The organism is Anaerococcoides asporogena (assembly GCF_029590275.1).
Taxonomy (GTDB): Bacteria; Bacillota; Clostridia; order Clostridiales; family Clostridiaceae; genus JG1575.
The window spans coordinates 362,778-377,688 of record NZ_CP120965.1 but is presented as its reverse complement, the minus strand read 5'-3'; the positions used below and the strand labels follow the sequence as shown (position 1 = coordinate 377,688).

3 protein-coding genes are annotated in these 14,911 nt (G+C 51.6%); all 3 read right to left on the bottom strand.

The annotated features are described in order from the left end of the window. Nucleotides 1-222: 222 nt before the first annotated feature. Entirely contained in the window at nt 223-4,863 is a 4,641-nt protein-coding gene (locus P6M73_RS01755; RefSeq protein WP_277854443.1) for a S8 family serine peptidase, read from the bottom strand. A 161-nt stretch (nt 4,864-5,024) separates the two neighbouring features. Beyond that, nucleotides 5,025-10,265: a S8 family serine peptidase gene (locus P6M73_RS01750; protein WP_277854442.1), complete on the bottom strand. Its 5,241-nt coding sequence runs from the start codon at nt 10,263-10,265 to the stop codon at nt 5,025-5,027. 12 nt (nt 10,266-10,277) lie between these two features. Beyond that, the gene (locus tag P6M73_RS01745) at nt 10,278-14,765 is read right to left on the bottom strand and encodes a cell wall-binding repeat-containing protein (RefSeq protein ID WP_277854441.1); all 4,488 of its coding nucleotides are present in this window, start codon (nt 14,763-14,765) and stop codon (nt 10,278-10,280) included. Between the last annotated feature and the right edge of the window lie 146 nt (nt 14,766-14,911).

Below are 14,911 nucleotides of genomic sequence, written 5' to 3'. Positions count from 1 at the left end.
CTTTGACCATGTTTGTGACTCCTGTGGTGACCGTTTAACAATTGAAGCTATGCCCTTTTATCTCTGTTGATAAAAACCAAGTTTCATTTTTTTGAGATTCAACGATCATTCTGAAATTATGGATCTTCCGATTGAGCCTTTAGCTGGCATGAATTAAGTTGAGCTTTTTACAAGTAGAAAAAACCGGATGAAAACATCCGGTTAATGGTTAATTTTTTGTCTCTATTTCAGGACTTTCTCCACTTCACTGCGAACAATTTCCTGAATGGCCTGTTCACCGCCCAGGAGGTAAACCGCATCAGGATTTGTCAGGTCCAAATACTCTCTCACGGAATTGTGGAGTTCATCCGCGGGTGTAATCAAGAGCGCTGCATCGTAGCGGGCTGCCAGTGCGGTGCCAGCCAATGCGTCAAAGGGTTTGACTCCGTTGGACAGAATGACTGCTTTCGGAGCAGTGTAGAACCGCTTCGCAATAGCTGTCGCTGTTGCATAGCGAGTTTCTCCGCAGACTCGGTCCACCTTAATGTTCCTCTTTGCGAGAAGATCTTCCACTGCCTTTGTTTCCACCTTCTCCCCTCCCAGGAGAATGACGGTCTGAACTTTGGCTAATGCGGTCTCAATACTATTAAGGGTATTTCCATCATTGAGAAGGATGCCCACGCCCATTTTGCCGGCACTGGCCCCCATGCTCAACGCATCAAACACGGTGTAGGCATTGGCAATGACTGCCTTATCGTACACTCTGGATATCGCGCGAACTTTGGCGTCTACCAGCACAGAAGTTTCGAATCGGTCTCTACCACCCAGACGTTCGGTGCGAAGACCGAGATCCTTCAAGCCGGTAGCAATGTCTTCCGAAACCGCAAGGTTTCCTCCTACAATGACTGCGTTGATTGCACCCAGGCGCTTGATTTCGTTCACCAGTTCATTGTTCAGGCCGCTCTTTCCAGCCAGAAGAATCGGTGCTTTCAGCCGCACCGCCAGAGGTCCGGCGAGCAATGAATCCGTCGCGGATTCCCCGCTGACAACTACGACCCAGTTTGAAGATTGAAATGCAGACTGGCTGACTTCGATGGCCGTCTGATATCTGGTGTCACCGGCGATGCGCTTTACCCGTTCTACGGATTCGCTCCGCTCAATGGTTACACTGTGCTCTGTCAGGTTTCCTAAGGCATCCGTCAGCGCAAAGCTGAACTCATTGGCACCCACCTTCAACGGCACTTCATGTTCCATGGTTCGAACTACTTCTTCGATTGATTCGTCGAAACCATCATAGTTGAAAATTTCTTCCTTATTCAGCATCAGGCGCAGTGCCGGCAACGCATCCCGCATGGTAATCTCAAACGTTGCCGTCTCTGAGTTTTTATCCCTGTCTATTACTTTCACATCCAGAACTGGTGCCCCATCATCGACGTAAACCCAGCGAATCAGTGAATTTTCGGTTCCATCCTTAGCTCGCGCCAGAACCTTCAGGGAGCTGCGGCCGGCTTTCATCGGTACAACCGCATCGATCACCCAGACCGGTCCTTCGTAAATGGGTTCTCCCCAAGGATCACTGGGATTGGGAATGGTCTCATTCTCGACATATTCGGCTTCGTAGGGAATCGTTTTGTCCTCTGTAATCAGCTCAATTCGATCCAGTTGCTGAATTCCAAAGACATATCCCTGGACGGTCACATCCGTGGTGCGAGAAACCTGTTCAGGACTGTACATGAAGATCACCGGTCGATTCTCTTCCACAGGCGGTGCCTTTACGTCAACGGTTGTCATTGCACTGTTATAGAGCGTGTCAAACGAGAAGATGTACAATTCGCTGACCTCATCTCCGAGAAGACTGGACACATCAACTCTGTACTCGTTGTTTTCCGTCGGAGTGACACGGAGGTCCGAGTCCGCCTTGGCTTTGGAAGTGGAGACAACAAATTCTCTGACACCGGCACTGCGGTCAGTCGGTCCGTCCGTCGCTTCAAAGTTCAGGAAATTCCCGTCCAGCTTGATATTTTTTACAATCGGTGCACTGTAGTCTATGATGAAGGGAACCAGTTTTACCTGATCCTGTGCATCCTCATAATTGATGCGGCCCCTCATTTCATAGAAATACTTGCCTTCAGGAATCATGCCATCCCGCAGATTGCCTTCCCAGGTTCCCTGACCGAAGGTGCGAGCGGAAGGAGCGCCCCGGTAAATGCTGTTGACCTTGGCTACATTTTTCATGGTTCCGATATTGAAGATCTTGGTCTTGGATTCATCCAGAATGGAGAAACTGAACGTTTCCGCACTTCGGACAAAAGAGAGATGTGGTACGATGATGCCATTTCCGGTCAGTTTGGCTACTTCTGTCCCCGGATTTAAAGCCAGACCGGTGTTCCGATGAAGCTTATACTGCGGGAAGAAGAAACCAGGAGCGATCTCCATCAGATACGATCCAAGCAGAGCGGAATAATTAAAGTAGGGTACACCGTAAGGATCCTGGCCGACTTCATCATTCGATATGAAATTGTCCAGCAGATACGGCTTGTTCCAGTCACCGTAGAATCCCATGAACGGAACGGAACTCTTATTGCCGGCTTCATCCGTCAGAATCACGAACCCTTCGATGAACTGCTCGGTTGAAATCGAATCTTCCGAGAAATCAACATATAGATTCAGGGGCTTCTCTGTTCCGGCGTCTACGGTCAGTGGTTCGCCGCCGGTCAATTTGAACTTAACGTTCCGCGACAGCTCGGTGTAATCGCCCTTGGCATTGATTTCATCCGTCAGCAAAATAACTTGAGTCTGGTAAGTTGCGCTGGTGGACCCGAAGTTGCGAACTGCCAGATTGAGTCCGAAAGCAGGTTTTCTCACTTCCTTCAGTTCAATTTTCGCTTCTCCGGTTTTGGGGTTGGTGATCAGGGCAGTGGTTTCGATGGTCCGTTTGAGATTCATCATGCCTGCACCCTGTACTCTGGGGCTGCGGGCCGCATTTCCCTCAAACAGAATATCAGCGGTATTCATCATTAACACTTTAGCCAGGGAGATTTTTTCCATTTCCGTCAGCTTTTCAAAAGTTTTGCTATGGTTCAAGTAATCCTTGACCACCGCGGTTCCCCCCGCAACGTGCGGAGTGGCCATGGAGGTTCCTGACATTACACCATATTCATTGCCGTTCTGAAGCGAATTGATATTGGATCCGGGAGCGGTAATCTCCGGCTTCAGGCGCAGGTCATTGGTTGAACCCCAGGTGGAAAAATCAGCCATCAGAGTGCTGGGATTCTGGGCTTTCACGCCCTGGAAACTGAGTTTTCGGCTGCCTTCCGGCATGTTTTCCAGCAGCTGGCCTGTGGCAATGTCCGTGAACATATAGGGAATCTTGGCCGATTCCCCGCCCGGCATATTGAGCATGTCGCCATAAGTGTTGTCATAGATCAGGATGGCGGCAGCGCCGGCTGCCTCGGCATTGGCCAGTTTCTCGGTAAACATGAGTTCACCGCGCATTACCAGCGCAATTTTCCCCTGGACATCCACTTTCTCATAATCCTGAGGATATCCATATACAACAGAAACATATTCAAGTTCTTTCCCGCCAAGCACTTCGACCGGATTCGGACTGGAGGCAGCAGGCAGGATATCCCGCTTGGCCGGTCCGGTTGGGAGTTCAACACTGAGGGAGATTTCATCCCAGACGTGGGGAGTCTTTTCACAGGCAGCCACGGCCAGACTTTCCGGTGTCAAGGCCGGGGAAGACATAACCCCCTGATCCGGCATCCATGAAGCAGCTGTTCGAGGCATTTTTTCACCGTTCTCGGTGTGCCGGGTATCTTTGTGGCCATAGACACTGTTCCGGTCGTTTCCGGCGGCGATGGCAACCATTACGCCGGAGTTCCTTGCGTTGGCAACAGCGCGGTCCAGCGACGTCTCCGTCCAGGGAGTAAAGGCGGCGGGAGAACCCAGTGACAAATTCAACGCATCGGCTCCCAGGGTTACTCCGTCATCAATCGCCTTGATGTAGATATCATCAAAAGTGGTCGACATCAGCGGATCATTGGAGAATACCCGCAATGCCAGCAATTGGGCTTCGGGCGCGATTCCCTTTACTGTTCCATTGGCAGCAACGGTGCCTGCCACATGCTGACCGTGACTGACGCCCGCTTCCAGCAGGATATCATTCTGATCATAATAGTTAAAGCCATAGGGGAATTTTTCATTGATGTACTTGCCCGGAAGATTCTTTCCCACCAGATGTTGGGGTTTGAGTTTCCCGTTTTCCGGTACGGTGAGTTTAAAATCCTTGTGTGTCGTATCAAAACCGGAATCAATGATTCCTACGACCAGACCTTCTCCGGTATAACCCAGATTCCAGGCAAAGGGAGCATCCACGGTTTTTCCCGACTCGGCCATCAGGGGCTCCGGCCGTTGATATTCCTGAGAAATCGCAACATGGGACACTCCGCTCAATTTCTCCAGGCGACTGATGTCTTTTCTTTGAACCATGGCACTGGTTCCATTGAAGACATGACGGAAGGTATGAAGTTTCTTGAATTTCATTCCGCTTTGATTCACTTGCCGGAAGAAAGCTTCCTGCTCCCGCCCGATTCGGGATAAGGTACTGAGTCCGCCTTTGGCTTTTGCCACACGATCCGGTTCAGTTTCGAACTCGATGATCACACGGACGGTTTCATTGGGATCGGTTTCCTTGACTTCGGGAAGTTCCATCCCCTTGGTCTGATGTTCCCGGGCAAGTGATTGGGCGCGCTTCACTGCGTAATCCTGATCCGATGCCTGGTCTGGCGCAGATTCCGCCCGGACAGTCAGCGAGCCGCCAGGCAGGATGACCGATAACGCCAGAACCGTTGCCAGGATTCGCTTAAAAACATTCTTTTTCATAGAGTCTCCTTTTCAATGAGAATGAACAGCAGTTGTAGAGTTCCTTGTAATGGTAGAAGTGAGATTCATTGTAATGGCTTTTATGAAGTTCGTTGGGCTGATTCGGAGTGGTTCGGGCAGACCCGAAGGACTGCCCGCCCCGTAATCCGTAAGCTTCAGGCTTAGTTTTTGCTGAGAAGCAGTTTGATTTGAGCTTCTGCCTCTTCTGCAATCGCGGATGGTCCCCCCAGGATCAATACTTCAAACAAGTCGGCGGAAAGACAATCTTTCACCGGCTGCGGAATTTCTGATTTCTGAGTCAGCAGTACGGGCATGGTGTGATTAGCCAGATAAACCGCGCTGGTCAGGGCATCGAGTCCGCGGCTGCCTTCCGCCAGTGCCAGACGCGTCAGGTTTGGCGTGAACTGTCTGGCAATAACAGCAGCAGTGGCATATCTAGTAGCTCCGGCCAGACGAGTCGGCTGATACTGCTTGAGCGCGGACATCACCTGTTCAGACAGTACACTGCTGCCGCCGATGACCCAGGTTTTTTTCCAGGTCCCGGTATTGAGATAATTGCGGATCTGAACGGGAACCTCGTCCTTCTGCGCAAACAGGATCGGAGTGGTACCCTGTCCAGCGTTGCCGCTGACGGCTCCTACGACCAGTGAATCCGCAAACGCATGGCCATTGGTAACAAAGAAACTGTCGTTTCCTGTCAGCTCGTGAATTTTCCGGGCTACCAGAACCGAGGTATCAAACCGGGTCGCTCCGGCCAGGCGTTCGACCTTAAAGTCTTTTGCCAACGCAGTTTCCACCTCTTCGGAGATGGCCAGCTTGCCGCCCAGAATCAATACGTTCTCGGCTTTCAGCCGATTGATCTCCGCCAGAGTTTCCTTTGGAATGTCATTTTTCCCGGTCAGAAGAACCGGTGCGTTCATGGCAACGGACAGGGGTCCAGCCAGAACGGAGTCAGCCAGAATCTCCGACTCGGTCAACAAAACTACCTTGCTGGTGTCAAATGCCTGTTTGGAGATTTCAACGGCAGTGGCATAGCGGTTCAGCCCAAAGATGCGGGTCAGTCTGGGACTGAGGGACCCGTCAATGATGAGGCGTCCCTGGGCAGTTGCACCCGTTTCATAGCCTTCCACTGCAAGGTGGAAATTCACCTGGAATGTTCCACTGAGATTATCTGGAACAGTATAAGTTGCTTCATATTGTCCCGAAGCCACTTCCTGCATCGGAACTCTGAGGTCCCTCTGAGCCGACAGCCCCATAGGAGCGGTCAGCTGGAAGAAGGCGTTCATGCCCGGTGTTCCGCTGAAGGAGAGAACCGTCGCTTCACCCGGTTTCAGTGAAACATCGCTCTGAGGCTTCATCTCCCGAATCTCCAGATGTGGATCCGTCTCAGTCGGACGGTCATATCGGATAGCTACTTTCCTCAGTGTTTTGTTTCCAGCCTGATCCATTGCGCAGATTGCGATTTCATTGTCCCCTTCCTGCAGCTTAAGAGTCTGTTCAAAGGTTTCGCCTGCAAGGGCAATCCGTTTGCCATTGACCTGAATGGATTCGATATGCTCATCCCGAGCCGTACCGCGCAGTGTGATCTGTGAGGATTGCACGGTGATGGCATCCTGTGGCGTTTCAATCTCCACAACCGGTTCGGTCTGGTCCAGCACCAGGGAGTATGGCATGCTCAGATACGACTGGCGATCGGCCATTTCGGACCGGAATCTCAGTTTGGTTGTCGGTTTGTTTAAGGTTGCCCGCCAAGTGAAGGATCCATCCGTTGCTCGAATCTGGTCCACAACGGTCTCCTGATCCAGGATGGTCACGGTCGAACCCGCCGGAGCTGTGCCCTTCAGGTCGATGACATTGTCCTTCGTGTAGGTCAGATAATCCCGGTTGGTCAGTACTGGTGTCTCCAGTGGCGAAGGCAGGCGGTCCCCCTCCGTCATGACAGCCTTAATGGCCGGTGCCAGATCCCATAATTCGAGGGCAGGATCCTCAAACGGAATCAGATCTCCTACCCAGGCGTAGGATCGCCGGGTCGGTGTCGGATCATCGTAAGTCGGCTTGAAGACCAGCGCCGGACTATCCTTTTGCGGATGAACCTGATACGTTCCCAGATAGAAGTCCTCACCCTTTTCCACATACACATCAAGGGCTTCCAGGGAAATTCGGTTGTAATGGCCGATTTCAACGGAAGCTACGAACGGCTCTGCCGCAGGCACAAAATTGCCTTTTTCGTTCTTTACCAGGACGAGAATGCCGATCTCTGACCCCTTCGCTACCGGATGCCGGTCTGTAAAAGCCATTTCCACCGCGCTGACTTTGCCTCGTTCTTCCGCGGTAAAGCGCATCACAAATCCAATTCCAGGATCCAGGAAGGCCAATCCGCGCCACCAGGTCTCAAGTCCCGGATCGCCGTAATTCAATATTTTCTCCTGACCCTGGTATGGGTTCAGTCGGATCTGAATTATATCGTTGTCATCGGCAAATACCTGAATTCTGCTCTCACTGACATCATACCCGGGAGCAAAGACCCGAAGCGTATGAGCACCTTCATAGACATCCGTCAGAGTGCCTTCTCCTGACTCGGAGGACAGGGCTGGTTTGTAATTGGAATCATCCGTCAAACGGATCTGCGCCTCCGGGATGGGTTCGCCCGTCAGGCGATTAGTCACCTTGATTTTGATGTCATCCCGCTGCAGCGGCACCAGAATGAAATTTTCCTCTATGGTCTCATTTGGGCCAAAGGTGATGGAACGCCGCTCGGTTTTGTAACCATAGGCGGATGCTTCCAGCGTCCATTTGCTGGATGACTTCTCCACCGCGTGGCGCATGGTGAATGATCCCAGGGAATCATTGTCTACGATTCGATCGGTTTCCAATACCCGCAGGGTTCCCTGAATGGGAAGGGTATGATCCGGAAATGCCACTGTTGCCTGATTCATCCCATCATCCTGCACGGTGGCAGAAGCTGATAAAGTCGCAGTTGCGTTCACCTTGGTTTCTTTGCCCAGTCGAACATCATCCAGATACAGTCCTGTTGCCATCGAAGATCCGTCCAGATTAATCCGGAACCTGACCGTCAGAGCTTTTTCGAAACCGCAGAAGTCGGACAGGTCAACCTGTGTCTGTTTCCAACCGGTTGTGGTCTTTTCCAGGGATTTGACCGTACTCCAGTTTTTCCCATCCTTTGAAACTTCCACAACAGCCTGAGCTGTCGCCGGGTTGTTCTTGAACACGTAAGCGAAGCTGAGAACCGCCTGTTCCGCGGTCGCAGTTCTCAAGTCCATGGGCGGCACATAAGCGATGAAGTCCCCCTTGGGATACTCCATTCCGGGATCCTTGACTCCACCTTCTTCGCTCGGTGGGGGGGCCGGAACCGGAGTCCGACCCGGGTGAGGTTCCGCTGAATTTTCACCGACATTGGTCCCCAAAACCTGCTTTCCGGAATATGGCGATGGTTCTAAAGAATCCTTCGGCTGGCCGATTTTCCAGGTATTCTCCAATTTCCAGCCGGTGGTGGAATGCTCAAAGTCGTTGAAGTAGCTGCCCGGCAAAATTCCCAGTTTCAAATCCAGCCGCAGAATCTGTGAGTCGAAATGATTTCCGAAATCATTGATTTCAACCAGCAGGTCGACGTAGGGATAAGTTGCCTGGCTGCCCTCCAGCAGGGCTTGATAGTCTCCGTGCTTATCTGTTCCACTGGTTCGTTCCAGCTCTACGCTGTCCCACTGAGCGGAACCGGCTTTTCGAATCTTCAAAGAGGTCTTTGTGATTCCCACATCGTCCTGCAGTGTAAGGGATACTGGTATGGGCTGATTGGCATACAGCTCTTTCGGGTAATTGATGGTCATTTTAGGAGGAGTAAGGTCCGTTCCACCGGTCAGGATACTGCCGGTAATTTTCCCGGTTCCGATCCCAAGGGCTTCCGCTACGGCATCGTAGGCATTAATATTGCCATGACCATAGCCCATATTGGGCGCTGTTGGGAACTGGCGATCCTTCAGCGGGACGGCCGTCTTGCGCAAAATCGCCTCGACTTCTTCAACAGTCAGCGAGGGATTTGCCTGAAGAATAAGAGCAGCGACACCTGCTACATGCGGAGCAGCCATGGAAGTTCCATCCATCGACATGTAGTCTTCGCCCAGCACGCTGGAACGGATGGAAACACCCGGGGCGGCCACGTCTGGCTTAATAACCTTACCCGTCGGATCAAACAGTGAGGGTCCGATATAGGAGAAGCTGCCGCGCTGGTTATTAGCATCCGTTGCCGCAACGGCAAAGGAACCAGGCACATTCGCGGGATTAGAGAGGGATCCGGGCCAGGGGGAAGGTTCGCCCGGACGCTGGTTGCCGGCAGCAAACACAGGCAGAATTCCGGCTTTTCTCCAGGTATCGATTACCTCGTTAAACCATTCATCGGTGTTGGCTCCTCCGCCCCAGGAGTTATTGACGATGCGAGGGGCGTTTTCAGCTTTTCCTCCGGGGGCAAGCATCCATTCTGCCGCACCCAGAAGTCCGGCATCGCTGCCGCCCATGGCGGTCAGAGCCTTCCCGACGATGAGCTGAGCTCCGGGAGCGACACCGATCTGATTGGTGCCATCAGCTTCACTACCCGCTATAATTCCCGAGACATGGGATCCGTGAGGAACCATGGGATCGTCATAGGGCGTGGTTTCGTTGCCCGTGAAGTCCTTAAAGCTCTCCGGCAGAAGCGCCGGATCAAAGGACTGGGTGGATGGATCCCAGGCCTTGAATTTGGTTCTGAGTGCCGGATGCATGGCATTGATTCCAGAGTCTATGACCCCTACCAGTACACCGCTGCCGTCGATTCCAAATTCATCCCAGACTTTATCAGCCTGAACTTTTTTTATATTCCATTCCAGTTCAGCCGGATTGGACTTTGTTCCAGCGGAAGGATTCAGGGGTTCCTCCAGCGGTACGATGCTGTTTTTATAGATTTTTTCGACACTGGGCAGCTCCGCCAGCTCTTTGATCACCTGAGCATCGGCTTTGACCTGTACCGCATTAATGATGTAGAAGGACTGATAGGACTCCACGGCTCCGGCTGACTTTTTCGCTTTTACCAGCGAAAGCAGACCGGCCTGTGATTCCGCCGCCGTCACCTGCAGCTCACTGATCACGGTTTTTCTCTGTTCAATGGGTGACAGTTTTCTTCCCAGCAGATCCTTGCGCTGCAGCAGTGCCCGCTCCAGGTTCGAGGCTTGTTTCATCTTGACGATAACATCCGCGCTTTTTCCCGGCTTCAGCTCATTCAACAGAGCTTTCTCGATCTTATCCTCCCCGGCTGGTACCGAAGCCCGGGCGGGCATCGGCACCATGAGGGTGGAAACGAGAAACGCGGCGGTAAACAATCTTGTAAAAAGTTTCTTTGTATTGCCTTGTACCATTTCTGTTCTCCTTTACTTGATCAGCAGCAGCAGGTAGTTTCCAACATCTTTTGAAATAACCAGCTCTCCACCAGTTAAAATGATTCGCTTCGCATTTGAGGATTGGATATATTTCTCTGTCTCAACCGGGACGGATTCTTTAAGTACCGTCAACAGTGGAACATCGTTGGTTGCGCAGTAAATTCCTGCAACCAGGGCATCAACCGGCGAGGTGCCATTGCTCAACAGCACTGAAGTTCGTCTGCCCATAAAGCGTTCAGCCAGCTTAACCGCCGTTTCATGGCGATTATTACCTTCAATCCGTTCCAGGGCATATCCTCTGGCGTGAATTTCTTCCGCCAGATCATCCGAAATACTGAGCAGACCACCGAGAATAAAGCCTCTGGCCACTGCTTTCAGCTGGGGAATCCGGCCCTCTTTCACCATGACGATGGGTGAGATGCCGTACAGATCGGCCAATCTGACGTTGGCACTGGCAGCGACAGCGTCTGCGTAACGGTCCGGTCCGACGAAGAATGCACTCCTGGAGCCTGTTATATCCAGTACTTCATTGGCAATCAGCCGTGAAGTATCATAGCGGTCAATGCCTCCAATCCGTCTGACTTCATAGGACTCGGCCAGTTTGCCGGCCAGCTCGTCTGATATAACTTTATTTCCGCCGATGATAATTACATTTTTGGCTCCCAGTCGTTCGATTTCCAATCGAGTCATCTCTGGCACCTCGTCTTTTCCGATCAGTAGGACCGGAGCCTGACTGGCCAGAGCCAGGGGACCGGCGAACAATGCATCCGCCAGGGCTGCCCCATTGGCAAGCACGACGGTATCCGCCGAACGATACGTTTTTGCGCTAAGCTGGGCTGCTGTATCAAACCGGTTCTTCCCATTGATTCGCAGGACTTCTCCAGCCGGGTCCGGCTGAATCAGATCCTCATTGAGCACATTGATGCGCCCTGGCGCGGTGGCTTCGGCACGGGCCTGATCCTTCGCAAAGTGAAGTCTGACAACCATGTTCTCAGCAGCCAGATCCATCGGGGCTGTCCACAGTGCTTCATACACGCCTGGTTTCACCTCAGGCAGCGGAATGCTTACCATTCCGGTTGTCTGATTCGGGAGTGTTACCGTATAGGTTGCCAGAGCACCCGGAACTGTTTCGGCGTGAATAACTGCTGATTCTCCTCCACGGAGGGTGACATGAACATCCGGTCGGATCTCGCGGATTTCCAGTCCGGGGACTGGTGCAGAAGAAGTAACTGTGATCAGCTGGCGCGTTCTGTTTCCTGCCAGGTCAAAGGCATCAACCATGATTTCATTGCGGCCGGAGACCAGAACAGCTTCCATCTCGAAGGTTCCTTCTGTGAGCTCGGTCCTGACCCCGTTGATCAGCACGCGATCGATGTTGTCATCTGAAACAGTCCCTTTCACCATAACCTTCAGGTCGTCGACAACATCCAGATTCAACGGCTCGGTAACGTTCAGCACCGGGGCCATCGTATCCAGCACGATCTGATGGACCACAGAAGACTCTGAAGTCTTGCCTGACTTTGTGGTCAATGTGGCATAAATCTCGTTGGATCCCGGTTGCAGTTTAACCGGAAGGCTGAACCGATTCGAGTCCACTTCAACTTCATGAATCATTTGCTTGTTCTGATAGATGCTTACGGTGCCATTTTCTACTGTAGTCCCGCTGAGTGACAAGTTGGCCTCGTTCTTATAACTGATCCGTTCCAGTCCGTCAAACAGAGGTGGGGCGGTTACTTTATCCTTGTATTCGATCTTTGCCCGGATCATGAGAGAACCCGGAAGCTCCAATCCATCAAAGCCATCTAAGGGAACCAGTGACCCGTTCCAGACAAATGACCGGTCCGAGTAAGGGGAGAAGATATCTATGCCAAGAGCCGGATTGTTGCCTCCTCCGTACATCTGCTCCGTTGCGATGTAGAACTCTTCATTGGGCTTTAATTCAACTCCGAGTTTTGTGAGATCAATTTCATTGAATTGACCCCGTTCGATCGTATATGGTTCAAATTCGGCCGCTTTCTCAATTAGTCCTGTGGCCGAATTTTTCTTCAGCACCCCAATTTTGATCTCCGTCCCGTACATATCCTGCCAATCATCCACAAAATACAGGGATGCCGAGGACAAGCGTCCACTGCCCAGGGCGGTAAAGCCCACTGCAAATCCCGATCCCGCCCGATTAAAGGCGATTGTATCGGTTTTCTTTCCATTGTCATAGATGATCCACTCAGGCGAGGTCTGAACTTTATCCAGGATCACCTCTGGCGCAGCTTCTTCCCCCGGCTGGATAACCAGTGTCTGTTCCTTGACTCCGTGACCGGAGGCAATGGCCCGTAGGGTATACGATCCTTCAAGCACCTGAGGCAGGGTGAAGGATCCGTCTGCTCCGGTCTGAACGATCGGAACATTGGAATCTTCCAGCAATCTGACGTATGCATCCGCAATGCCCGTTCCGGACGGATCCACAACCCTTCCATTGACTGAGCCATTCTGCTTCTTCTGAAGGGTGACATTCAGATCAATGGTCTTTGAATCACTGACCGTGAACGTTTTCGTCTGTGTGTGATATCCATACTTGTCAACAATCATGGTGTAGGTTCGAAGATCCGATGCCAGATTCAACCGGTAGTGTCCTACTTCATCGGAGAGCGTGTTGACTCCAGTTTCCTTAATAACGATGCTGGCGCCTTCCAGTGGCAAGGTTCCTTCGGGCAGAACTGCTGCTGTCTCAGCGGTTGGCGCCACGTTGGATGGTTCACTCGACTGCTTTGAACCAGACAGACTCTTTTTCTTGTTGAGGGTCAGCTCTGGCTGTAGTTTAACCGCCTGTGGAACCTGGGCAACTGTATCTGTCACCGGAGCGACCTCTACATCATCAAGGTACCAGCCGTATTCCGGGTAACTCGGGTTCGAGTTGGCAATATGACTGTTCTTGGAATAGAACCGGATTTTGATTGTCTTGCCGGCATATTCAGTCAGGGATGCTTTGAACTCAAACCAAAGCTTCTGTTTTTCCCAGACCATCAGATCTTCCGGTGTGAGTAAATTCTTCCAGGTTTTCCCTCCATCATCGGTTACCTGGACGAAGTTTTCGCCCATGAACTGAGTCGGATCCGGATTCCAGTAGATATCAGTAAGAGATTTGAATGTCAGCTGCGCGCCCTTTGGCGGAATCGTGATCTCCGGCATCTCCAGAGCGTACTCCGAACCTGAAGTGACTCCTTTTTCCAGCTTGGTAGCCCAGACTTTTGAAGGATTGCCCGACACATGTATCGGAGTTCCCCACTCCCAGTCCACAACATTCAGCTCGCCCATTGCCACAGGCAACAGATTCCCGTCATTGTCTTCAAAATCACTGTAATACAGCGGAACAATGGCCTGATTGGTAATGGACTGCGGCGCTGTGGGATCTGATTCATTGCCAAAATGATCCACGGCAGTTATTTGGTAGTAATGCTTCTTACCATTCGCTGCCTTGGTATCAATGTATTCCCGGCCTACGATACTCAAACTTTTAACCGCAGGGAATGTGTGGATGAGTTCCATGGCATCTGCGGACATGCCGCGATAAATCCGATATTCCCGATTGTCATCCTGAGAAGTATTCCAGTTTAGTTTGGGTCCTCGGGCAACCTGAGTAACTTCAAAATCAATCGGTGCGGAGGGCTTGTTCCCGGCATCGGATGTCAGGCTGACGTCATCGATAAAGAACCCTCTTTCCTTGTCTTCCTTGATTTCCATCCGGAACCGGACCGATACATTCGGCTGTCCCTGAAATTCGGATAAGTCGATCTGATCATAAACCCAGAACTGGGCTATGGATTGATAAGTGCGCATCACTTTCCAGGTTTTACCAAGATCCTTTGATGCTTCAACGACCATGGTAAAATCCCGTCCAGGGAGATAGCGGAGATAGTAGCCAACGCTGGGCTGCTTCAGACTGGGATCGGTGAGATCGATGGGCGGCATGGTTGCCGTGCTTACCGTATTCTCGGTTACATCCCAAAGCTGGGATGGCTTTGTTCCGATAACCCGCTCTCCGGACCGGGCGCCCAGATAGCCAGGCATGGACCATGGACTCAGTACATCCTGCTTAAAGTCGCCGGTAAACAGCCATCCTTCCACGTCCTGCTCCAAATCATGGCGATAGGCATCCTTTGGACGCAGGGCCGCATGGATTTCTCGGGTCTGTTCTTCGCTTGTGACATTTCCGACAGAGTCGGTTACATTCCAGCGGAATTTCATGGTGCCCGCCAGAACATCCTCTCCCGCAATGACACCCTCATACCGGACTTCTTTACTTTGTCCGTAAACTTTCTTCAGTGGAATCGTTTTCCATTCGGATTTGCCAGCACTCAAAACTTCCATGCTGACCTCTGAAATTCCATTATCGTCATTGGCGCGCAATGTGACATTGATCACCTGATTCAGGTAGGTACCATACGGAATCTCCACCATGACATCGGGCCGGTTGTTGTTCGCCAAATTATTTGATGGTTCATTCTTCAATTTAATTGATGCTGAATATCTTATCCTTCAGGGTAGTCGTCAAATTAGTTGATGCCGAATCGTCCAGATATTTGATGGACTTTTTTTATTGGCTGATTCCATCAGGGCGCATTCAGGGCCAT

Coding starts and splice junctions, on each gene's coding strand:
- P6M73_RS01755 (WP_277854443.1), bottom strand. CDS start 4,863: ATGAAAAAGAATGTTTTTAAGCGAATCCTGGCAACGGTTCTGGCGTTA.
- P6M73_RS01750 (WP_277854442.1), bottom strand. CDS start 10,265: ATGGTACAAGGCAATACAAAGAAACTTTTTACAAGATTGTTTACCGCC.